At 53.5% G+C, this 23,517-nt stretch carries 21 protein-coding genes and 2 tRNA genes; 7 read left to right on the top strand and 16 right to left on the bottom strand.

Translation table 11 applies throughout. From position 1 onward, the window contains the following. Nucleotides 1–305: 305 nt before the first annotated feature. From pcnB to ACN06F_RS01755, 6 genes are all read left to right on the top strand, one after another. A complete protein-coding gene (pcnB, locus tag ACN06F_RS01780) occupies nt 306–1,691 on the top strand; it encodes a polynucleotide adenylyltransferase PcnB (protein WP_038480742.1) in 1,386 nt (461 codons plus the stop codon). A gap of 7 nt (nt 1,692–1,698) precedes the next feature. Then, on the top strand, nt 1,699–2,220 hold the full coding sequence (gene folK / locus ACN06F_RS01775) for a 2-amino-4-hydroxy-6-hydroxymethyldihydropteridine diphosphokinase (protein ID WP_433924562.1): 522 nt from the start codon (nt 1,699–1,701) through the stop codon (nt 2,218–2,220). A 135-nt stretch (nt 2,221–2,355) separates the two neighbouring features. Next, complete coding sequence (gene panB, locus ACN06F_RS01770; protein WP_095604443.1) at nt 2,356–3,147, top strand: 3-methyl-2-oxobutanoate hydroxymethyltransferase; 792 nt, start codon at nt 2,356–2,358, stop codon at nt 3,145–3,147. 29 nt (nt 3,148–3,176) lie between these two features. After that, nucleotides 3,177–4,046, top strand: coding sequence for a pantoate--beta-alanine ligase (gene panC, locus ACN06F_RS01765; protein WP_198349513.1), 870 nt, complete (start codon nt 3,177–3,179; stop codon nt 4,044–4,046). Between the two features lie 26 nt (nt 4,047–4,072). Continuing rightward, a complete protein-coding gene (gene panD / locus ACN06F_RS01760) occupies nt 4,073–4,453 on the top strand; it encodes an aspartate 1-decarboxylase (protein ID WP_038480729.1) in 381 nt (126 codons plus the stop codon). Between the two features lie 208 nt (nt 4,454–4,661). Further along, nucleotides 4,662–5,840 (top strand): acetyl-CoA C-acetyltransferase, encoded by a 1,179-nt coding sequence (locus tag ACN06F_RS01755; protein ID WP_433924561.1) that lies wholly within the window; start codon nt 4,662–4,664, stop codon nt 5,838–5,840. Between the two features lie 86 nt (nt 5,841–5,926). Here the strand turns inward: ACN06F_RS01755 and ACN06F_RS01750 are convergent, their stop codons facing one another. From ACN06F_RS01750 to rlmE, 16 genes are all read right to left on the bottom strand, one after another. Further along, a complete protein-coding gene (locus tag ACN06F_RS01750) occupies nt 5,927–7,096 on the bottom strand; it encodes an MFS transporter (RefSeq protein WP_095604441.1) in 1,170 nt (389 codons plus the stop codon). Between the two features lie 88 nt (nt 7,097–7,184). Further along, nucleotides 7,185–9,347, bottom strand: a complete 2,163-nt coding sequence (gene pnp / locus ACN06F_RS01745; protein WP_038480720.1) for a polyribonucleotide nucleotidyltransferase — start codon at nt 9,345–9,347, stop codon at nt 7,185–7,187. Between the two features lie 137 nt (nt 9,348–9,484). Further along, on the bottom strand, nt 9,485–9,754 hold the full coding sequence (rpsO, locus tag ACN06F_RS01740) for a 30S ribosomal protein S15 (RefSeq protein WP_009723734.1): 270 nt from the start codon (nt 9,752–9,754) through the stop codon (nt 9,485–9,487). Between the two features lie 119 nt (nt 9,755–9,873). Continuing rightward, the gene (gene truB, locus ACN06F_RS01735) at nt 9,874–10,794 is read right to left on the bottom strand and encodes a tRNA pseudouridine(55) synthase TruB (RefSeq protein ID WP_198349514.1); all 921 of its coding nucleotides are present in this window, start codon (nt 10,792–10,794) and stop codon (nt 9,874–9,876) included. Further along, nucleotides 10,794–11,210, bottom strand: coding sequence for a 30S ribosome-binding factor RbfA (gene rbfA, locus ACN06F_RS01730; RefSeq protein ID WP_038480714.1), 417 nt, complete (start codon nt 11,208–11,210; stop codon nt 10,794–10,796). Before rbfA ends, truB begins: the two co-directional genes overlap by 1 nt. Nucleotides 11,211–11,227: 17 nt before the next feature. Further along, entirely contained in the window at nt 11,228–13,771 is a 2,544-nt protein-coding gene (gene infB, locus ACN06F_RS01725) for a translation initiation factor IF-2 (protein WP_038480711.1), read from the bottom strand. Between the two features lie 26 nt (nt 13,772–13,797). After that, nucleotides 13,798–15,312: a transcription termination factor NusA gene (nusA, locus tag ACN06F_RS01720; protein WP_009723738.1), complete on the bottom strand. Its 1,515-nt coding sequence runs from the start codon at nt 15,310–15,312 to the stop codon at nt 13,798–13,800. Between the two features lie 70 nt (nt 15,313–15,382). Beyond that, nucleotides 15,383–15,844: a ribosome maturation factor RimP gene (rimP, locus tag ACN06F_RS01715; RefSeq protein ID WP_030074116.1), complete on the bottom strand. Its 462-nt coding sequence runs from the start codon at nt 15,842–15,844 to the stop codon at nt 15,383–15,385. 295 nt (nt 15,845–16,139) lie between these two features. Then, nucleotides 16,140–16,216, bottom strand: a tRNA-Met gene (locus ACN06F_RS01710). A 164-nt stretch (nt 16,217–16,380) separates the two neighbouring features. Further along, nucleotides 16,381–16,467: transfer RNA gene (locus ACN06F_RS01705), tRNA-Leu, on the bottom strand. Nucleotides 16,468–16,501: 34 nt separating this feature from the next. Beyond that, on the bottom strand, nt 16,502–16,861 hold the full coding sequence (gene secG, locus ACN06F_RS01700; RefSeq protein WP_009723741.1) for a preprotein translocase subunit SecG: 360 nt from the start codon (nt 16,859–16,861) through the stop codon (nt 16,502–16,504). 4 nt (nt 16,862–16,865) lie between these two features. Continuing rightward, nucleotides 16,866–17,615 (bottom strand): triose-phosphate isomerase, encoded by a 750-nt coding sequence (tpiA, locus tag ACN06F_RS01695; RefSeq protein ID WP_095604440.1) that lies wholly within the window; start codon nt 17,613–17,615, stop codon nt 16,866–16,868. 125 nt (nt 17,616–17,740) lie between these two features. Continuing rightward, nucleotides 17,741–19,090, bottom strand: a complete 1,350-nt coding sequence (glmM, locus tag ACN06F_RS01690) for a phosphoglucosamine mutase (RefSeq protein ID WP_038480703.1) — start codon at nt 19,088–19,090, stop codon at nt 17,741–17,743. After that, nucleotides 19,087–20,004 carry a dihydropteroate synthase gene (gene folP / locus ACN06F_RS01685; protein WP_433924560.1) on the bottom strand — a complete coding sequence of 306 codons (918 nt, stop codon included), beginning with the start codon at nt 20,002–20,004 and terminating at the stop codon, nt 19,087–19,089. Before folP ends, glmM begins: the two co-directional genes overlap by 4 nt. A gap of 107 nt (nt 20,005–20,111) precedes the next feature. Beyond that, nucleotides 20,112–22,121, bottom strand: a complete 2,010-nt coding sequence (gene ftsH, locus ACN06F_RS01680; protein ID WP_038480700.1) for an ATP-dependent zinc metalloprotease FtsH — start codon at nt 22,119–22,121, stop codon at nt 20,112–20,114. Nucleotides 22,122–22,365: 244 nt separating this feature from the next. Beyond that, complete coding sequence (gene rlmE, locus ACN06F_RS01675) at nt 22,366–23,013, bottom strand: 23S rRNA (uridine(2552)-2'-O)-methyltransferase RlmE (protein WP_038480697.1); 648 nt, start codon at nt 23,011–23,013, stop codon at nt 22,366–22,368. A 114-nt stretch (nt 23,014–23,127) separates the two neighbouring features. On the opposite strand from rlmE, the gene yhbY reads away from it, so the two are divergent. After that, a complete protein-coding gene (gene yhbY / locus ACN06F_RS01670; protein WP_038480694.1) occupies nt 23,128–23,454 on the top strand; it encodes a ribosome assembly RNA-binding protein YhbY in 327 nt (108 codons plus the stop codon). The last annotated feature ends 63 nt before the right edge of the window (nt 23,455–23,517 follow it).

Below are 23,517 nucleotides of genomic sequence, written 5' to 3'. Positions count from 1 at the left end.
GGTCGGAATCAGACTGGTTCTCACGCCTACCGACTGCGGTGCGTATTCAGAGCGATGTGCCATCATGAAGAAAAACAACAGCATGGACGCTGATTGTCTGCTTTATAGGGGAGGCTCTTGTAGCCTCCCCTTTCCGCGTTTAAAGCAGTCGTCTTTTACAAACCCTGCTCCAGTGCTTTGCAAGCCTCAAGGGGTCGGCTACACTCAGCAACTTACCGCTAACCTTGCGGTCATTTTTTCGCTACGTTTCTCGATACTGTTTTCGATAATACTGTTTTCGATACCCTGCGAGTCGATATCGCCGCATGTTTAAAGGATTTACCCGTTTATTACATAGCCCGGGAGAGCACTTGAAATCCCTGCTCGATTCCCCAGAGAGCGCCGCTGATGCGCTCAGTCCCCGTATTATTCCGCGCTCCGAGCACCCTGTTTCTCGTCAGCAAATCAGCGAGGCCGCGTTAAAGGTGCTGTATCGCCTTAATGGCGCTGGATTTGATGCCTTCCTAGTTGGCGGCTGCATTCGTGATGCATTGCTGGGCAAAATGCCGAAAGATTTCGACGTTGCCACGAATGCAACGCCGGAACAGGTGCGCGATCTGTTTCGCAATTCGCGGCTGATTGGTCGGCGTTTTCGCATTGTGCATGTGCGCTTTGGTCGCGAAGTCATTGAAGTTACCACTTTCCGCGGCAAGCCTCAGGACGAGCACGGCGATCATATCGCCCAGCAGTCTGACGATGGCCTGCTATTGCGAGACAATGTGTGGGGCAACATCGAAGAAGACGCTCTACGCCGCGACTTCACCGTGAATGCGCTTTACTACAATATCGCTGACTTCACGATTCATGACTTTGCCAACGGCGCGCGTGATATTGAGTCACGTACGCTGCGACTGATTGGCGACCCCGTTACCCGCTATCGGGAAGACCCAGTACGTATGCTGCGTGCGGTGCGCTTTGCGGCCAAGCTCGATTTCACCATCGAGCCAGCCACTGAAGAGCCGATGTATGATCTAGCGCCGCTGTTACTGCAAATTCCTCCCGCCCGTTTGTTTGATGAAGTACTCAAGCTATTCATGTCGGGACACGGCTTAATTACTTTCCGCTTACTGAGCCATTACAACTTGTTTGGCATGCTGTTCCCCGAAGCGGAAGAAGCCATGGCGGATGCTGCTTGGGCCGAAGATCTGATTGAGCAAGCGCTCACTAACACCGATAAGCGCATTGCGGAAGGCCGGCCAGTTACGCCAGCCTTTCTGCTAGCCGCCTTTTTGTGGGCGCCAGTGGCACACCGTCAAGCCGAGCTTGAGCGCGAAGGCATGCCCGCAATTCCAGCGCTGCAAACTGCCGCCCAGCAGGTAGTCACTCGCCAGTTACAGCATATTTCGATTCCCAAACGCTTTGGCATGCCGATGCGCGATATTTGGGAACTACAGGCACGCCTTCCTCTGCGCCGTGGCAAACGGGCATTTCAAACCCGCGAACACCCACGCTTCCGAGCCGCCTACGATTTGCTGCTGTTGCGTGAACAAGCAGGTGAAATACCGCGTGGCTTAGGCGATTGGTGGAATGCCTTCCAGCAAGGTGATGAGCACGAGCAACTTCGGCTGCTGCAAAAAGTGGGAAGTGATCCGGCAAGCCAGGGGGACCGTCGACGTAAAAAACGACGCAAACCACGTAAAACAGAGCAGTAAGAACACAATGTCACTTGCTTATATTGGTCTAGGTAGCAATCTGGATGACCCCGTCAGCCACATTCGCCAAGCCCTACGAGAACTGGACACACTGCCTCTTTGCCAGTTGGTGGCCCAGTCGTCCCTATACGCTACACGGCCAATAGGGCCACAGGACCAGCCTGACTTCATTAACGCCGTGGCCGCCCTTGAAACTACGCTTTCTCCGCTGGCACTACTGGACCAGCTTCAAGGGCTAGAGCAACGCCACCGCCGTCGGCGATTGCGCCACTGGGGGCCGCGCACGCTGGATTTAGATCTGCTGCTTTACGATCAAGACACGATCGCGCGCCCTAGGCTTCAGGTTCCTCATCCCCATATGCATGAACGCGCCTTTGTATTAGCGCCTCTTGAAGAACTGGTGTCTGCTACTCAATTAGAGCCAATAGTGCTTTATCAACAGCCGCTTGCTGAGTGGCTGAAGCAGCTTGAGCAAAGTGGGATACAACGGTTAGACAATCCAAATGCTACCGTGACTGCTACCGTCTGACACAAATCTCGACACCAAGCCCCCATTCAGGTAACAATTGCCAGTTACGCCACTTCACGCTTGCAAGGATGCAACGTTAATAATGGTCGGCTGCCCACGTTGCATCGGCCCACTTAGAAACTACGAGAGCACGCCATGAAAACCGTCACCCTGAGCACTCTGCAGGCGTATAAGCGCGCCGGCGAAACGTTCAGTTGCCTGACCGCTTACGATGCCTCTTTTGCCCATGCCGCCAGCGCTGCAGGCGTTGATGTTCTGCTAGTCGGCGATTCCCTAGGCATGGTCTTACAAGGGCACACTAGTACGCTTCCCGTGACTATGGAAGATATTTGCTACCACACACGCTGCACGGCGCGTGGTAAAGGCCATAGCCTGTTGATGGTGGACTTGCCGTTTATGAGCAACGCCACTACAGAGCGCATGCTAGAAGATTCTGCCGCATTGATGCGTGCTGGCGCTGAACTGGTAAAAGTCGAAGGCGAAGCATGGATGGCCGACGGTATCCGTGAGATGACCCGCCGCGGCGTTCCGGTATGCGCCCACCTTGGGTTAACACCGCAAACGGTCTACCAGCTAGGTGGTTATAAAGTGCAAGGCCGCGAAGCCGCCCAGGCCGAACAAATTATCAATGATGCCAAAGTGCTCGTTGAGGCAGGTGCTTCCGTGATTTTGCTGGAGTGTGTACCAGCCAGTCTTGGCAAAGCGGTAACTGAAGCCTTAGACGTCCCAGTGATTGGTATCGGCGCAGGCCCTGATACCGATGGCCAAATTCTAGTCATGCACGACGTGCTAGGCGTTACTCATGGCCGCACGCCGCGCTTCGTCAAGAATTTCATGGCTGATGCTGAAAGCATTCAAAGCGCATTTGCACACTACCATGAAGCGGTTAAAACCCGTATTTTCCCAGCCGCTGAGCACTGTTTTTAAGCGCCAACTGGAACGACCACGGCCCCTTTATGCGCACTTTACGAGATATCAACGAATTACGTAGCACGCTCCGCGAATACCGCCAGCGTGGCCAACGCATTGCCTTAGTGCCCACCATGGGCAACCTGCATCAAGGCCACTTGGCGCTTGTGGCCAATGCTCGTCAGCACGCTGACGTCGTCATTTCAAGCCTGTTCGTGAACCCAATGCAGTTCGGTCCCGGGGAAGACCTGGACGCCTACCCACGGACGCTCGAGGCAGACCAAGCGCAGTTGACCGATGCTGGCTGCGATATTCTCTTCGCCCCCACCGTCAGCGCGCTTTACCCCAATGGCCTGGCTGCCCAGACTCTCGTGCATGTCCCCGACGTAGGTGAAGGGTTGTGCGGAGGCTCGCGCCCTGGGCACTTTGATGGCGTTTCTACCGTGGTCAGCATGCTATTTAATCTGGTGCAGCCGGATGTAGCTTGCTTCGGTGAAAAAGATTACCAGCAACTTGCGGTCATTCGTAAGCTGGTGAGTGATCTACACATGCCTATCGAGATTATCGGCGTACCGATTGTGCGCGCTGATGACGGCCTAGCGCTCTCCTCTCGTAATGGTTATTTAAGTGCGTCTGAGCGCGCAAAAGCCCCCATGCTATATCGCACCTTATGCGAGCTACGCGATGCGTTAGAGCGCGGCACCTCCATCGAAGAGGTACTACAACAGGGTAAAACGGCACTGTATGATGCTGGCTTTACGCCTGACTACCTTGAGCTACGTGACGCAACGCTTGCTCCTGTGAGCAGCTCGACACGCAGTGCCGTGCTACTAGCAGCGGCTAAGCTAGGCCCCGCTCGACTTATTGACAACATCAGCGTGCAGCTCCCAGACGCTGCCACTGACACTAGCGCGTAAGCTAGTTTCGCTATTTAGGAGTTTCTATGCACACGATTATGCTTAAAGCCAAGCTGCATATGGCTCGCGTTACCCACGCGGTACTCAATTACGAAGGTTCCTGTGCTATCGACGGGGAATTGCTGGATATGGCCGGTATTCGCGAAAACGAGCAAATCCAGATCTATAACGTGGAAAACGGCGAGCGCTTCACTACCTACGCGATTCGTGGAGAAGAAGGCTCTCGGCTAATCTCCATCAATGGTGCAGCCGCGCATTTAGCCTCACCGGGGCATCGGATTATTATTTGTAGTTACGCTCACTACTCCGAAGCAGAGCTTGAAAAGCATCAGCCTGCGCTTGTCTATCTGCAAGAAGGCAATCACGTTAGCCACACCAGCAATGCGATTCCTGTCCAATTAGCGTAAGCCAAGCAGTTGAGTAAGCAGCTATTTAACGGGCCGTTTTACGGCCCGTTTTTATTTGCCTAAAAAAGCGTATTGCCGCAATGCACAACCTTCCCCTATGCTGATAGATAAGTTCGACACAACATGCTAACAACAATGGAGAGTCCGCTTCCCCTGAAGCCTCTGTCCTCACTCGGAACGTTGCGTTACTTACCCAAGGAGTCATCATATGCAAGACGTGGTTATTGTCGCCGCTCGCCGCACCGCCGTAGGAAGCTTTGGTGGATCACTCGCTGGCATTCCTGCTAGCGATTTAGGTGCATTGGTTATTAAAGACATTCTCGCCTCTACCGGCGTTGCCCCAGAGCAAATTGATGAAGTGTTGCTAGGCCAAGTGCTGACAGCTGGCGTAGGCCAAAACCCTGCGCGCCAGGCGGCTATCAAAGCTGGTCTGCCTGATGCCGTTCCAGCCATGACGATCAACAAGGTATGCGGCTCAGGCCTCAAGGCCCTGCACTTGGCTACCCAGGCCATCCGTTGCGGTGACGCCAGCGTTATTCTGGCAGGTGGACAGGAAAACATGTCTGCGTCCCCCCACATCCTGCCTAACTCGCGTAACGGTCAGCGCATGGGCGACTGGAAAGCGATTGATTCCATGGTTCACGATGGCCTGTGGGATGCATTCAACAACTATCACATGGGTATTACCGCGGAAAACCTAGCGGAAAAATACAGTATCACTCGCGAAGCGATGGACGAGTTCGCGGCGGCCTCTCAGCAAAAAGCAGCGCAAGCTATCAGAGATGGTAAATTCAAAGGCCAGATCGTTCCTGTGGAAATTCCGCAGCGCAAAGGCGATCCAGTGGTGTTTGATACGGATGAGAACCCACGGGAAGTTACCGCTGAGAAGCTAGGTGGTATGCGCCCCGCGTTCAAGAAAGACGGCACCGTTACCGCCGGTAACGCCTCCTCCTTAAACGATGGCGCTGCAGTGGTGATGCTTTGCTCAGCAGAAAAAGCCAAAGAACTTGGCTTAGAGCCACTGGCGCGTATTGCCGCTTACTCTAACGCTGGCGTTGACCCAGCAATTATGGGCATTGGCCCAGCTCCGGCCACCCGCCGCTGCCTCGAAAAAGCGGGCTGGAGCCTGGACAACCTTGACCTAGTAGAAGCTAACGAAGCATTCGCTGCTCAAGCGCTTTCAGTCAACAAAGAGTTGGGCTGGGATGTCAGCAAAGTGAACGTGAATGGCGGTGCTATTGCACTAGGCCACCCGATCGGTGCTTCTGGCTGTCGTATTTTGGTTAGCTTACTGCATGAAATGATTGCGCGTGATGCTAAGAAAGGCCTAGCCACCCTGTGTATCGGCGGCGGCCAAGGCGTCGCACTGGCGATTGAGCGCCCTTAACCACTTTTTCAATACGGTTAAACGTCATGCCCCCGCTACTTAGCGGGGGCATTTTTGTTAGCTTATTTTTACGGCTTTTTTAAGGACTAGCGACGCTTCTCCCCTACAATGCTCGAAGGCGTTCGCCATACCAGTAAAGCCCCGAGCAAAAACAGCACTGATGCCGCCCACATAGCAATCGGCAGGCTAGTGCCATCAACGATACGTCCACCAAACATGGCTCCTAAACCAATTGACATATTAAAGGTAAAGGCCATCAGCGCGGTAGCAGCCTCGGTATTAGGTGCCGTACGTATAATCCAGGTTTGAATACTTACTGATACGCTGCCAAAAACAGCCCCCCATACCATTAGCAGCAGTACGCCGCTGGTAGGTTGAACTCCCAGTAGCGGGAAAATAGCCACAACTAACAGTAACAAGCTAGGAATGGCCAGCACCGCCCGATAAGGGTGACGCCCAGCAAAGATACCTGCCGCGATATTACCTAAAATCCCGGCCGCCCCATATAGCAACAACAAACTGCCAACATGACGCTGAGCCACGCCACTAATCTCCTGCAGAATGGGGCTAATAAAGGTATAAGCAGCAAAGTGCCCAATTACGACAAAGCCAGTGGTTAACACCGCGACACGCACGCCGCGATTGCTAAACTGCTGCGCTAACATACGCAACCGTACCGGCTCTCTTGGCGGCAGTGGCGGTAGCCAACACCATAGTGCAATGGCGGTTAAAAGACTCAGCCCTCCTAGCGCACCAAACGCCACCCGCCAATTGCTCAGGTCCCCAAGCAGCGTGCCTAACGGCACCCCCAATACTGACGCAGCGGCCACACCACCGAAAATAATCGTCATGGCCTTGGCAACTTGATCGCTGGGCACCAGCCTTGGGGCAATGCTGCCCGCAATGGCCCAAAACCCACCGATACTAATGCCCACCAACACACGGGCTGCCAGTAGTAACCCAAAATTGCTGGCCACTGCTGAAAGCGCGCTGCCAATCACCATCACAATCATCATCACCGTGAGCATAATGCGTCTATCTAGACGGCCTACCGCGACCGGCAACAGAGGCGCTGAGAAAGCGGCAACAACTCCCGGCACGGTCACCATAAGGCCCGCCATACCTGGCGTGACACCCATTGACGACGCCACCTGGGACAATAACCCTATAGGCAGTTGCTCAGCTGTCACCAATAAAAAAATGCCGATCATCACGGCCACTACCGCCCACCAACGCGGCGCTTGCTCCTTCTCCATGTTCTCTTCTCTTTTCCTATACTGCCTATAAAACGGCACCGCCCCCGCAACTGAAAGCTGCGGGGGCGGCCGTTACGTCTACATCGCTTTAGTTAGCGACGTCCGCCTCGGCAGCGGCAAAAGCTGCTTTCTCTTCCTCGGTGATCTCTTTGATTGAGAGTTTCACACGATTGCGGTTGTCGATATCCAATACTTTCACAATCACATCATCGCCTTCATTTAAGAAGTCGCGCACGTTGTTAACGCGCTCGGCAACAATTTGCGATATGTGAACCAAGCCGTCGGTACCCGGCATGATATTAACGAAAGCGCCAAAGTCCGCAATGCGAACTACTTTACCGTTATAAAGCTTACCAATTTCCGCCTCTGCGGTAATTGCCAGCACGGTATCGATCGCTTTTTTGGCTGCGGCTTTATCTTCGGCGTAGATGCGCACGGTGCCATCATCATCTAGATCAATAGAAGCGCCGGTATCTTCGCAAATTTTACGAATCGTCGCGCCGCCTTTACCGATCACATCACGAATCTTGTCCGGATCAATTTTGATTGTCGCCATAGACGGAGCATTCTCCGACACATCGGTACGACTTTGACTGATCACGTCGTTCATCTGAGCAAGGATACTGAGGCGAGCATCATGAGCCTGCTGCAGCGCTTTCTCCATGATCTCTTCATTGATGCCTTCAATCTTAATGTCCATCTGTAGAGCAGTAACGCCCTCTTCAGAACCGGCAACTTTGAAGTCCATATCGCCCAGGTGATCTTCGTCACCCAGGATATCGGTCAATACCGCATAGCCGTCTTCATCTTTCACCAAGCCCATGGCAATACCTGCCACCGGTGCTTTTAATGGTACACCAGCATCCATCAGCGCGAGCGAGGAGCCGCACACTGACGCCATGGAGCTAGAACCGTTAGATTCGGTGATTTCCGATACCACACGGATGGTATAGGGGAAAACGTCTTCTGACGGCAGCATCGCTTGAACGCCACGGCGTGCTAAACGGCCATGGCCAATTTCGCGACGCTTCGGGCCGCCCATAAAGCCGGCTTCACCAACACAGTAAGGAGGGAAGTTGTAGTGCAGCATAAAGCGGTCTTTACGCTCACCTTCCAGGGACTCGATCAGCTGCGAATCGCGCAGGGTGCCCAAGGTAGCAATGGCGATGGCCTGAGTTTCACCACGGGTAAATACTGCCGAACCGTGTGTCTTAGGCAGTACACCCACCTCAATCGCTAGAGGACGTACAGTGGCATTGTCGCGTCCATCGATACGGGGCTCGCCTTTTACGACACGAGAGCGTACAACGCGCTTTTCAAGGCCAGCAAACGCACCTTTCACGTCATCTTTGCTGAACTTACCTTCTACTTCTTCGCCTTCAGCAGTGGCCAACTGTGCAACCGCTTCATCTTTCAGCGCTGACAGCGCATCTTGACGAGCCATTTTGTCAGTAATGCGATAAGCATCACCTACCTTGGCTTCAAAGGCATCGGCCATGGCCGTTTTCAGTGCTACATTTTCTTGAGCAGGCTGCCAATCCCAACGCGGTTTGCCAGCTTCAGCGACCAGCTCTTTAATCGCGCTAACGGCTACCTGCATTTCTTGGTGACCAAACAGCACGGCACCAAGCATTTCGTCTTCAAGCAGTTCCTGAGCTTCCGACTCCACCATCAATACGGCGTTTTCGGTACCAGCAACAACCATGTCCAGCTCTGAGGTAGTCAGCTCTTCAACGGTTGGGTTTAGGAAGTAGCCCTGCTCTTCATTAAAGCCCACGCGTGCCGCGCCAATCGGGCCGTTGAACGGCACACCAGCAATACCCAGCGCTGCCGAGGTGCCCAGTAGGGCTGCGATATCAGGGTCATGATTACGATCAGTCGACAGAACAGTACAGATAACCTGCACTTCGTTCATAAACCCTTTAGGAAATAGCGGACGGATCGGACGATCAATCAGACGTGAGGTAAGGGTTTCTTTCTCAGTAGGACGCCCTTCGCGCTTAAAGAAGCCGCCGGGGATCTTGCCCACTGCGTAGGTTTTCTCTTGGTAGTGTACCGAGAGTGGGAAGAAAGGCTGATTGGGGTTTGCTTCTTTTTTAGCCACAACCGTACACAGTACGACGGTTTCATCCATGGTCACCATAACGGCGCCAGTGGCTTGGCGAGCAATACGCCCAGTTTCTAGGGTGACGGTGCTACGACCGTATTGAAACGTTTTTTTTACCGGATTCACGGCGACTTCCTTTAACATTAATATCTACTTGTCTTTTCGCTTGGGTCGTTTTGACTCGCCACCATTCTAGGCGCTGTGGCGCCATACGGCTACCAGAAACAAAAAAACGGGCAGCCCACAAGGGGCTGCCCGTTTTTGATCGTTGCCGTTAACGCTTAACGACGCAGACCTAAACGCTGAATCAGAGACTGATAGCGTTCAAAATCTTTACGCTTCAGGTAATCCAACAGCTTACGACGCTGGTTTACCATGCGGATCAGACCACGACGAGAGTGGTGATCCTGCTTGTTGGTTTTGAAGTGGTCCTGCAGGCCATTGATGTTGGCGCTCAGCAGTGCAACCTGAACTTCAGGGGAACCGGTATCGTTATCGCCGCGGCCGTATTCGTTGACGATCTCGGCCTTCTTCTCAGCGGTTAATGCCATCTGTCTCTCCAGTAAGCAATATGCCTAAAATTGAATGGGTGAGACCACGCATATTTGCAGTCTCATGCAACTATCTTCACGTACAATTTTCGCGCAAATCGCTACGTCCTTGCAACGCTTTACGAGATAGCGACGGTACTTAACAGCCGCTTGGGAGCTACTTCCTGCGCCCCTTTTACAACGCCAAGGCCGATAAACGTCTCAGCGTAATAAAGTCTTGCCAGCGTATCAGGCTCAAGCACACCAATGGCTAAACTAGCCGATTGGCCGTGTGCAAGACGCCCGTAAGCCGTTTCATCCACCGTCAGCGACGGCAAATGATCGACCAGCACATCCGCAGGCATTAGTTCAGCCTCGCGGGTGGCTTGATCTGCCAGCGCCTCAAGGCCCTCCAGTGTCCACATTGCATCGCCGGTAAAGGGCCCCGTTTTGAGCCTTCTCAACTGGCTAATGTGGGCACCACAGCCCAGCGCATGACCAATATCTTCAGCCAAGGTGCGAATATACGTGCCTTTGCTGCAGCTGACTTCAATCTCAAAGGCAGTGCCCTCGAAAGCAAGCAGCCGCGCATCATACACGCTTACTCGCCGCGCTGCACGCTCAACGTGCTTACCCTCACGGGCAAGCTCATACAGCTTTTTGCCTTGATGCTTCAATGCCGAATACATCGGCGGCACTTGGTCAATCTCGCCGTGAAAGCGAGCTAGGACTGACTCGACATCCCCAGCCGTTAAGCGGGGGACCTCTCGCCGTTCAATGACCGTGCCTTCGGCATCACCGGTGTCTGTAATCACACCCAGTTCTACACGGGTGCGATACATCTTGTCGGCTTCTAACAGGTGCGCGGAAAACTTAGTAGCTTCCCCAAGGCAAATAGGTAACAAGCCTGTTGCCATAGGGTCCAGCGTGCCGGTATGACCGGCTTTTTGCGCCTCAAACAGACGACGCACACGCTGCAGCGCATGGTTGCTGGAAATACCCTTAGGCTTATCCAGCAGCAATACGCCATTAACCGGCAATCCGCGACGGCGACGTGCCATTAGCGCGTCTCCTCACCATTGTCATTGTCGCTTCCCTCTTCATCATCCTGCTGGCGTGCGCGGTCAGTTGAAACCGCTTCGTCGATCAGTGACGAGAGGTGCTGGCCACGTACCACGCTTTCATCGTAATGAAAGCGCAGTTCAGGTACGTGACGCAGCTTAATACGCTTGGCAATTTGGCTCCTTAGAAAGCCTCCAGCGCGCTTTAGCACCTGCAGGTTTTCTTTGATACGCGCGGGATCTTGCTCACCCAATAAGGTGACATAGATATCGGCGTAGCCAAGATCACGGCTAACGGTCGCGCCGCTCACCGTTATCATGCCCAAACGCGGGTCTTTTACTTCGCGCTGGATCAGTACTGCCAGCTCCTTTTGGAGCTGGTCAGCAACTCGGTCGGTACGCTTAAATTCGCGCATGATTGCTCCTCGCGGCCTTACAGGCTGCGCTCGACCTTCACTTGGTCAAAGACTTCGATCTTATCGTTGACCTGAACATCGTTGTAGTTCTTCACGCCGATGCCGCATTCCATGCCGTTACGCACTTCTTGAACGTCATCTTTGAAGCGGCGCAGCGACTCGAGCTCGCCTTCGTAAATCACAACGTTGTCACGCAGTACACGGATACGTTTGCTGCGCGATACGGTGCCTTCGACAACCATACAGCCAGCCACTGCACCAATTTTCGGTGCGCGGAACACATCGCGTACTTCGGCCACGCCCACGATCTCTTCTTTCCACTCGGGAGCAAGCATACCGCTCATCGCCTGCTTAACCTCATCGATCAGCTGGTAAATAACGCTGTAGTAGCGCAGATCCAGACCTTCACGTTCGATGATTTCACGAGCAGCCGCATCAGCACGGACGTTGAAGCCAACGACGATGGCCTCAGAAGCAAGCGCCAAGTTGGCATCAGTACCGGTGATACCGCCAACACCCGAAGAGACCACGGCGACTTCAACTTCACCGGTGGAGAGTTCTTCCAAGGCGCCTTTGATAGCTTCCAGCGAACCTTGAACGTCAGCTTTCAGAACGATGTTGACCTTGGCCACTTCGTCTTGACCCATCTGGCTGAACATGTTCTCCAGCTTGGCCTTCTGCTGACGTGCCAGGCGCACTTCGCGGTATTTGCCTTGACGGAAGTTAGCCACTTCACGGGCTTTCTTCTCATCGGCAACGACCATGAAGTCATCACCTGCGTCCGGCGTGCCATCCAAACCTTGGATTTCGACCGGCATAGCAGGACCAGCGGTATCCACTTGCTTGCCCAGCTCATTGGTAAGCGCACGAACGCGGCCGTAATGCAGACCAGCAAGAACGATATCGCCTTTCTTCAGCGTGCCGTTTTGTACCAGAACAGTGGCTACCGGACCGCGACCTTTATCAAGGCGCGATTCAACAACAACGCCTTTACCAGGTGCAGAAGGTACAGCCGTCAATTCAAGTACTTCTGACACAAGCTGAATGGCTTCCAACAGCTCTTCGATGCCATCGCCAGTCTTCGCAGAAACGTGCACAAACTGGGTGTCACCACCCCATTCCTCTGAAATCACGCCATGCTGCGAGAGCTCATTACGAATGCGGTCCAGATCGATGCCCTGCTTGTCGATCTTGTTCACCGCCACCACCATGGGTACTTCAGCAGCTTTGGAGTGTTCGATCGCTTCAATCGTCTGGGGCATTACGCCGTCGTCAGCAGCAACAACCAGGATAACGACGTCAGTCGCTTTAGCACCACGGGCACGCATTGCGGTAAACGCCGCGTGGCCAGGGGTATCCAGGAAGGTAACGCCGCCGTGGTTGTCTTCCACGTGGTAAGCACCGATGTGCTGGGTAATACCGCCCGCTTCGCCAGTGGCGACTTTCGCGCGACGGATATAATCCAACAGCGATGTTTTACCGTGGTCAACGTGGCCCATAACAGTGACCACCGGTGAACGAGTAATCTCTTCGCCTTCGTAGGAGATGCCTTCCAGCATTTCCGTTTCCAGCGCATCGTCCTTCACTAGCTTGACCTTGTGGCCCATCTCTTCCACAACGATAGCCGCAGTATCCTGGTCAATCGTTTGGTTGATGGTCACGGCCGCGCCCATGTTGAACATGGCCTTGATCACTTCATTGGCCTTGATCGACATTTTGTCGGCCAGCTCAGCAACGCTGATGGACTCAGGAATCGAGACTTCACGGACGATCGGCTGAGTCGGCTTTTGGAAAGCATGCTTGCCGTTGCCACTCTGGCTGGCACCACCACGACGACCGCCGCGACGCTCGGCACGTTTGACTTTCTTACCGCCACCACCGCGCTTACGTTCTTCGCGGTCGCCACGATCCTCATCGTCACTACGGCCTTTTTTCTTAGCCGCTGCCTTTTTAGGCGGCGCTGTACGACGATCCGTGCGGCCTTCTTTCGGCGGCGCAGGCGGCAAATCATCAGGTGCCGGGGTATCGTCGATTTGCAGCTCAGGCACAGCGATATCGGGCACTTCAGCCGCTTTTGCCTTGGCTTTCTCTTCCTCGGCTTTACGTGCAGCATCTTCCGCTGCTTTCGCTTTAGCCGCTGCCGCCTTCTCTTCAGCTTCGCGGATATCGCGAGCTTTACGCTCGGCTTCCGCTTCTGCCATATCGCCTACCAGCTGACGCGGACCAGAATGCTTAGGCTCAGGCGCTTTCGGCTTATCGTCTTCGGCGCTCTTAACGTACGTTTTCTTCTTACGCACCTGCACTTCGATCGTTTTGCCACGTTCGCCCGTTTTAATACGGCTACGGGTTTTACGCGTCAACGTAATGCGGTTTTTGCTAGCATCGCTGTCACCGCCGCCATGGCTTTTTTTCAAAAAGCTTAGCAGCGTTTGCTTATCGTCTTCAGACACGGCGTCACTTTCTGACGCATGTTTTAAACCAGCTTCTTTCATCTGTTCCAATAGGCGGGGCACATCACGGCCCACCTTTACTGCAAAATCTTTAACTGTCATATCCGACATAGTGACCCTCCTCAGCCCGTGACCTTTTACTGTGTGTTCGAATCCGATACGCCATCGTCTTCAAACCAGGGCGCACGGGCAGTCATGATCAGTGCCGCTGCGCGCGCTTCGTCCAACTCCTCGATATCGACCAGATCGTCGACAGACTGCTCGGCGAGATCTTCCATGGTGACGATGCCTCGGCTAGCCAGAATGAAGGCCAGGTGGCGCTCCATGCCGTCCATGTCCAGCAGATCGTCTGCTGGTTGGGCACCGTCTAGCGCTTCCTCCGAGGCAATGGCCATCGTCAGCAGCTCGTCTTTCGCTCGTGCGCGCAGCTCTTCCACCAAATCTTCATCGAACTCTTCGATTTCGAGCATCTCTTCAAGCGGCACGTAGGCAACTTCTTCCAGGGTGGTAAACCCTTCTTCTACTAATAGGCGGGCAACGTCTTCGTCCACTTCCAAATGCTGAACAAAGGAGTCCACCAGGCTATCAATTTCCTGCTCACGTTTTGACTCAGCTTCATCTTCGGTCATCACGTTAATACGCCAGCCGGTTAGCTCAGAAGCTAAGCGCACGTTCTGGCCGCTACGACCAATGGCTTGCGCCAGATTGTCTTGAGCAACGGCAACGTCCATGGCGTGAGCATCTTCGTCAACCAGGATAGACGCCACATCGGCAGGTGCCATGGCATTTATCACCAACTGCGCTGGGTTATCGTCCCACAGCACAATATCGACACGCTCATTTTGCAGCTCTGACGACACTGCCTGTACGCGGGAACCGCGCATACCAACACACGCCCCAACAGGATCGATGCGGCGGTCGTTAGTTTTAACGGCGATTTTGGCCCGCGAGCCAGGGTCGCGCGCTGCACCCTTGATTTCAATCAGCTGTTCAGCAATTTCCGGCACTTCAATTTTAAACAGCTCAATGATGAACTCAGGACAGGTACGTGACAGCTGTAGCTGCGCACCACGCGCCTCTGGATCAACTTTTACTAGCAAGGCGCGTACCCGCTCATTCATGCGATAGCGCTCACCGTGGATCATTTCGTTACGCGGCAAGAACGCTTCAGCGTTTTCACCCAGGTCGATAATCAACCCGTCACGGGTGGTTTTCTTGACGATACCTGCCACCAACTCGCCTTCGCGGTCAGCGTACTGACGAACCACTTCAGCGCGTTCGGCTTCACGTACCTTTTGCACGATAACCTGCTTTGCAGTTTGTGCAGCGATACGGCCAAACACGGCATTTTCAATCTTTTTCTCAACCACATCGCCTAGTTTCAGCGGCGGATCACGCTGCTCGGCGATGGTTTCTTTAATTTCATAATCAGGTGTTTCAAATTCGTCATCTTCGACAACGGTCCAGTAGCGGAACGTATCGTAGTCGCCCGTGCGGCGGTCGATATGAACGCGCACATTGGCTTCTTCTTGATCAAAACGCTTGCGTGACGCGCTAGCTAGCGCGGCCTCAACCGCCTCAAAAATAACATCGCGGGGGACGCCTTTTTCGTTAGAGATCGCGTCCACGACCATTAAAATTTCTTTACTCATGCGTTTGCCTCGCCAGAAAACCTGTCCTTTTGTGCATCATCCCGGCAGCCTGCCGGAAGCCGCCACCCGTTTATTCGTCGAATTGCGGGACGACGTGCGCAGAATCGATGCTTTCGATTGGAAAACAGTACTCTTCGCCATCCAGCTGTAGCAGTACTTCATCGCCTTCGACACCAGCGAGAAGGCCTTGGTATTTACGCCGTCCATCAAAAGCCACGCGCAATTTGAGCGCAACGTGGTGGCCTTGATAACGAATAAATTGATCCAGGGTATATAAGGGACGTGCCATACCAGGCGACGAGACTTCCAAGCGGTATTCGCCAGGAATGGGATCTTCCACATCCATAACGGCACTGACTTGGCGACTAATATCAGCGCAGTCTTCCACGCTGACGCCACTTTCGCGTTCGATATAAATTACCAGCCGCGAATGCTTGCCCTGGGAAAGATGGTCGATACCCCATAGCTCAAAACCCATGGCGGCTACGACAGGTTCGATCAGCGCGTGAAGCGCAGCGTGTTTTGTGGCCACAGACAAAGCTCCTATAGCCGTTGCATCAGGCACCTGGCCAGGAGTTGAATGAGAAGCTAGGTGGCTGATTGGCGTTACCCGGAAATGTGTCTCTGGCAATTCGGAAGACTTCCGCTCTGGAGACACTCTTGGCTCTCGAAAAGCTACTAACAAAAAGCCCCTTCACAGGAAGGGGCTTTTCGAAAGAAACCTGTAATACCACCTAATAACATGATTTGGCTTTCGCCCTTGCCCAACCAACATCAAGATTAACTAACATCAAGACTTTTTAGGCGATTAACATGTTACTAGTAAATGGTAGCGGGGACCGGATTTGAACCGATGACCTTCGGGTTATGAGCCCGACGAGCTACCAGACTGCTCCACCCCGCATCAATCTAGGTCGACGATAATAGACACTTGAACCACTTTCGTCAACCTTTCTTTTCAAGTGCATTTTTCGTCTTAGGTGCCAATCCCTACTTTTTGACAATAGCCCTTTAATGAAGCTTATTTGACAAAACAACTCTGGGAAGCTGGTAAACCAGCAAAACAGATGGTGCCGAAGGCGGGACTTGAACCCGCACGACCATACGGTCACTACCCCCTCAAGATAGCGTGTCTACCAATTCCACCACTTCGGCAACAGGGGAGGCTAAAAAAAGCAGTATCAATATGTTACTCGCTGCTTTCCTCTAGCACTGGCGCGGTATTATCCATACTTGCAGGGCCATCGTCAAGCGTTGGAATATTGCGCTGCTGTTCAATCAGGCGAGAGTCGGGAATACCCGCTTCGGGCGCTTGTCCTGCCTGGGTCGCAAAATAAGCCAATGCCATTGAGGTAACAAAAAAGCCGGCGGCTAAAAGCCCCGTTGCGCGAGACAAAAAGTTACCACTACCCCGCGAACCAAACACAGTTTGCGATGCCCCTCCACCAAAGGCGGCACCCGCTTCGGCACCTTTACCCTGCTGAAGCAGGATTAGCACAACCAAGGCGATCGCAATCACCACGTGAACCATAAGAATTGCAACTTGCATGGGATTATCCTGCTGACTGACAAATGGCGTAGAAATCGTCGGTTTTAAGTGAAGCACCGCCCACTAAACCGCCGTCGATATCCGGCTGAGCAAGCAACTCAGCCGCATTATTTGCATTCATGCTGCCGCCGTAAAGCAACTTAAGCTGCTCGGCTAGCATTTTATCAAACCCGGCCTGATAGGTACGAATACCGGCCATTACTTCCTGAGCCTGCTCTGGGGTTGCGGTACGGCCTGTCCCAATTGCCCATACAGGCTCATAGGCAATAACAACCTTAAGCCGCTGTGCCGGCTCTAAACGCGCCATTGCATAGCCAACTTGCCGCAATACAACATCCATCGTGCTACCGGCATCGCGCTCTTCTAGGGTTTCACCCACACAAAGAATCGGCGTGATGCCGACATCAAGCGCAGCGACCAAGCGGTCAAACACCTGCTCATCACCTTCTTTGTATAGCTGGCGACGCTCAGAGTGACCAACCAGCACATAGGCCACATCAAACTCTTTAAGCATACGCCCGCTGATCTCACCCGTATGCGCACCTGAGTGCTGAGGATTGAGCGTCTGCGCCCCTAACTGTAACGGCGTATTTTGGAAAGCACTTCGTGCAGCTTCCAAATAAGGAAACGGCGGAATAACTACAACGTCGATATCATTAGGCAGCTTGGACGCGGTGAAGGCGTCTCCGAACGCTTGAATCAACGCCGTGGAGCCGTTCATTTTCCAGTTACCGGCAATTAATGGCGTACGCATCGATTATCCTCACTCAAGGTGGAGCGAAATGGTATAGGAGCGGCCTTGTCAAGACAACCGCTGTTATACAGGTTAGTTAGTTGGGGCGTGGCAAGCATACTCGCCTATCAAACACATTTACCAAGCTAGCTGAGCAACGCCTGGACCTGATCGGCAAGTTTATGCGCTAGACGGTCAACATCCAGGTGAGCCCGCCCTTCCACCATCACTCGGATTAGCGGCTCAGTGCCCGACGGCCGTAGCAACACTCTACCCTGGTCACCCAGCTCAGCTTCAAGGGCAGCCACCGCTTCGAGTAGCGGCTTTGCCGTCATGACATCTTTTGCGTTGGTGCCCCCAGGCAGCCTGACATTAACCAGCGACTGGGGCACCTTTTCCAAGCCCGTCAAGAGAGACAGTAGCGGCTTTTGCTCTCGCACCATCAACGCCAACACTTGCAACGCTGAAACAATCCCATCGCCCGTCGTTTGAGCATGACCACATACAATATGACCTGATGACTCGCCTCCCAGCTCCCAACCGTTGGCAGCCATCATCTCCATGACAAAGCGATCACCCACTTTCGCGCGCTGAAAGGGAATCCCCAGCCGCTCCAGCGCCATGGCAAGCCCGAAGTTGCTCATCAGAGTGCCTACCACGCCGCCTTCAAGCAGCCCCCGTTCGTGACGATCTCGGGCAATCAGGTAAAGAATATCGTCGCCATCCACCTCACGGCCATCGGCATCTACCAACAGCACTCGATCTCCATCACCATCAAAGGCAATGCCTAAATCAGCTCCTTGCTGAATCACCGCTGCACGCAGCGCTGCGGGATGGGTAGACCCCACTTGATGGTTAATATTCAACCCATCAGGGGAAGAACCAATCACGCTAACATCAGCGCCGAGCTCACGAAATACGTTTGGCGCAATGTGGTAGGTAGCCCCATGAGCACAATCCAATACCACTTTTAGACCATGCAGGCTGAGACGATCAGGTAACGTCGATTTGCAGAACTCGATATAGCGCCCGGCAGCATCGTCAATACGCGTCGCTTTACCCAACTGAGCCGCACTCGCCGTTGTCAGAGGCGCATCAAGCATCGTCTCAATGCGATCTTCAATCTCGTCGGGTAGCTTTTTACCCTCTGCAGAGAAAAACTTAATGCCGTTATCATCAAAGGGGTTATGCGACGCGGAAATCACAATCCCAGCGTCGGCGCGAAAGGTACGCGTTAGATAGGCGATCCCCGGTGTAGGCATTGGCCCCAACAACGAAACATCGACGCCTGCGGCAGATAACCCCGCCTCCAAGGCTGACTCAAACATATAGCCAGAGATGCGCGTATCTTTACCAATTAACACACGCGTGCGGCCTTTTTCACGGCGCAGCACCTGACCCACCGCCCACCCCAGCTTGAGCATAAAATCGGCAGTAATAGGCGCTTGCCCAACCGTACCGCGAATCCCATCGGTACCAAAATAACGTCGCGTCATGGCGTCATCTCCTTATTTAGCGGCGTCTCGCAGCCTTCCTGAAGCACCGCCCATGCCATATTTGCGGCATCTACCGTGGGCCCTACATCATGCACGCGCAAAATATTGGCGCCCCGCTCAACCGCCATGGCTGCTAGCGCAAGACCTCCGGCCAAGCGCTCTTCCACCGGGCGACCCAACACTTTACCAATCATGCTTTTCCGCGACATCCCCACTAACAGCGGCAACTCCAGCGCCTGAAGCTCATCCATATACTTCAGCAAGCGCAGGTTATGTTCAATGGTTTTGCCAAAACCAAAACCAGGATCTATCAACAGACGGCTACGACGAATTCCAACGGCTTCACATGCCGCTACCCGCTCAGCAAGATAGTCGGCAACCACTCGCTCAACTGGCTGACCATAATAGGGCGACTGCTGCATATCCTGGGGCTCACCTTGGCGATGCATTAAACACACAGGCAGGCCGGTGCTTGCTGCAGCGCCGAGCGCACCCTCGCGCTCTAGCGCTCGCACATCGTTAATCATACCAGCGCCAAGCGCGCTTACTTCTCGCATAACGACAGGGCTACTGGTATCCACTGACACCAGCGCATCTAGCTCGTGCACTAACGCTTCAACCACAGGCGCCACACGATCTAACTCTTCTTGCTCTGATACAGGACTAGCCCCTGGCCTTGTCGACTCCCCGCCCACGTCAATCATCGCAGCACCTTCCGCCAACATTTGTTCAGCGTGGTGCAGCGCGCTATCTAGACCAACGTGTTGCCCGCCATCAGAGAAGGAGTCCGGAGTAACATTCAGAATCCCCATTACCCGTGGAAACGAAAGATCTAATGAATGGCGCCCACAGCGCAGGTGATATGCGCTATCCGCTGCCCGTGAAGGCGATGAAGAGTCAACTATCGGTTTCATGCTGCGGCCTACTAAAAGAAAAAACGTGTTTGCAATTGCTTCACAGCATAACAAAAAGGCGCCCCGTTATGGGGCGCCTTTGCTAACATCTCTAACACTCACACACGTTAAGGGCCTGCGGGACCGCCTAACGGGTCAGAAGGACGACGGCGTGGCTCGTCATCATCTTCTTCGCCATCGTCGCCAGACGCATCAGAAGGCGTATCGTCAGCCTTTTCCCCAGCCTTCTCTTCAGGCTTATCGTCGCTAACACGCGTGCCGCCGCCAGATGAATCACCGTCGTTCCAGCCTTCTGGCGGACGCGGATCGCGCCCCTCCATAATATCTTTCAGCTGATCAGCATCGATGGTTTCGTACTTCATCAGTGCTTCGGCCATCGCGTCTAGCTTGTCGCGATTATCTTCCAAAATCTGACGAGCCTGCTCGTAACACTCGTCGATAATCTTGCGCACTTCTTTATCGAGACGAGACGTTGTTTCGCCAGATTTTAGCTTACCGCCACCCTGACCGGGGCCACCAAGGAACTGGTGGGACTCATCCTCGTCGTACATGATCGGGCCCATCTCATTCGACAGCCCCCACTTAGCGACCATGTTATGAGCGAGCTCGGTAGCACGCTTGATATCGTTTGAAGCGCCCGTTGTAACACCGTTAGCGCCCAACGTCATCTCTTCGGCAATACGTCCACCAAACAGCGAGCAAATCTGACTGAGAATTTGTTGGCGAGACAGGCTGTAACGATCTTCTTCCGGCAAGAACATCGTAACACCTAGCGCACGGCCACGCGGGATGATCGTCACTTTGTAAACAGGATCATGCTCGGGCGCAACCAAGCCAATAATGGCATGACCTGATTCGTGATACGCCGTGTTGAGCTTCTCTTTATCGGTCATAACCATCGATTTGCGCTCAGCGCCCATCATGATCTTGTCTTTAGCAAGCTCCAGCTCTTCCATGGCAACCAAGCGCTTGTTACGACGAGCGGCAAACAGCGCTGCCTCGTTGACCAAGTTCGCAAGGTCCGCACCAGAGAAGCCTGGCGTACCGCGCGCAATTAGCTGCGGCTTAACATCATCCGCCAGCGGCACTTTACGCAGGTGAACGCCCAGAATATGTTCACGACCACGAATATCCGGCAGCCCAACCGTTACTTGACGGTCGAAACGACCCGGACGTAGCAGCGCAGGATCAAGCACGTCAGGGCGGTTAGTGGCCGCAATGACGATGACACCTTCATTAGCTTCGAAGCCATCCATCTCTACCAGCAACTGGTTGAGTGTCTGCTCACGCTCATCATTGCCGCCACCCATGCCAGCACCACGTGAGCGGCCAACCGCATCGATTTCATCAATAAAGATGATGCAAGGCGCTTGTTTCTTGGCTTGCTCAAACATGTCACGAACGCGTGAAGCACCAACGCCCACAAACATTTCAACAAAGTCTGAACCAGAGATAGAGAAAAACGGTACTTTGGCTTCGCCCGCAATGGACTTGGCCAGCAGCGTTTTACCCGTTCCTGGCGGACCTACCATCAATACACCGCGCGGGATTGTGCCACCCAAACGCTGGAATTTAGTAGGATCACGCAAGAAGTCTACAAGCTCTTCAACTTCTTCTTTCGCCTCGTCGCAGCCTGCAACATCGGCAAATGTTGTCTTGATCTGATCTTGGGAAAGCAGTTTGGCTTTCGACTTACCAAAACTCATTGGACCGCCTTTACCGCCACCGGCTCCACCCTGCATTTGGCGCATAAAGAACATAAAAATGGCCAGAATGAGCAGAATCGGGAAGCTCGCAATCAGCAAGCGCGTCCAGATGCTTTGTTGTTCCGGCTCTTTACCGACAACGGTCACGTTGTTGCTTAGCAGATCATCCATCAGCTTAGGATCTTCCGCCGACGGACGAATGGTCTGGAACTGAGAACCATCCGTACGTTCACCAATGATGGTATAGCCATCAATCGTGACGCTACGTACCTGCTGATTTTGCACCTGCTGCACAAACTGAGAGTAGTTGGTGGTTTGCGGTGCGCTTTCCGTACTGAAATTGTTGAACACTGTCAGTAGAACGGCCGCGATGACCAACCACAGAATCAGGTTCTTCGCCATATCGTTCAAGGGGCTACCCTCATTACAAGAATCCGTCAGTTAACCGTTAATACTCAGACCTTACACTAGAGCTTAACGTTCAACCATTGCCAAAGCACATTTTGCTTTGGGCCATCTGTGTCACGCTCGTCCAATGTGCATAATGTGACACAATTTACGCCTGCCTGTCTGGCAATCGTGGTGATAAATCTTTGCTATTACCCGCCAGTATCTACACGCTCGCACTTACTGACGAGTACAGGGCCACGTCTCGTTAGCCTCGAAATCCTTCCGCTAAAAAATAGACTTCCCGCGAGCGCGCCCTCGAAGCATCCGGCTTGCGAGTCACAACACGATCAAAGCTACTTCGGAGCTCTTTCAAATAGGTATCAAATCCTTCGCCTTGAAATACCTTAGCCAGAAAACGCCCGCCAGGCGGTAGCGTTTCTCGCGCAAGTTCCAAAGCGAGTTCAACAAGGTACATTGCCTGTGGCTGATCAATAGCCGCCATACCACTCATATTGGGGGCCATATCGGACATCACAAGGTCTACCTGGCGATTTCCTAGACGTTCAAGAATCGCGTTAAGCACGCTCTCTTCAGTAAAATCGCCCTGGATAAAGTCAACGCCGGCTAGGGCATCCATCTCTAATATGTCTGACGCTATCACGACACCCTCAGGCCCCACCTTTTCTGCGGCAATTTGACTCCACCCCCCTGGGGCAGCGCCTAGATCAATTACCGTCATGCCGGGGCGAAACAGTTTATCCTTTTCATCAAGCTCAAGCAGCTTATAGCTTGCACGGGAGCGATAGCCATCTTGCCAGCGTTGTTTCACATACTGATCGTCGAAATGTTCTTTCTTCCAGTTGTTGCTGGTCTTGCTCACTGAATGTTTACGGCTTGGGGGCTTTTGCTGCATGTGGGAATCTAACACTGGAATAAGAGATGGGCGCATTCACGCGATTACTTTCACTTAACGGCATTTCACCGTAAGATGGAGCGTTAAGCGCTAACCGGGATACCGCAAGATACCATGAGCTTGTCACAGGCACAAAAGAAAGCATTTCGTAGCATTGGCCACCACCTCAATCCAGTGGTCACCGTTTCTGAGAACGGCGTCTCCGAAAATTTGCTCGCAGAACTCAGCCGCGCGCTCAACGATCACGAGCTCATCAAAGTGAAGCTCGCTATTACAGAGCGGGACGACCGCGTCGCAATGCTCAATGAGCTAGTCGCCGACAGTAACGCCGAGCTAGTACAAACCATTGGCAAAATGGCGCTGCTCTATCGCCGTAACCCAAAGGTAAACCCCAAGCTTTCCAACATCACGCGTTTTGAAAACCACCACGGACGGCATTAACCCACACGTGGCTCGTTAACCAACGCATGATACTAAAAGGCCCGCGACGTCACCGTCACGGGC

Source organism: Vreelandella sp. 21 (genome assembly GCF_050995515.1).
Taxonomy (GTDB): Bacteria; Pseudomonadota; Gammaproteobacteria; order Pseudomonadales; family Halomonadaceae; genus Vreelandella; species Vreelandella alkaliphila.
This window is presented reverse-complemented; position numbering and strand designations above follow the sequence as displayed.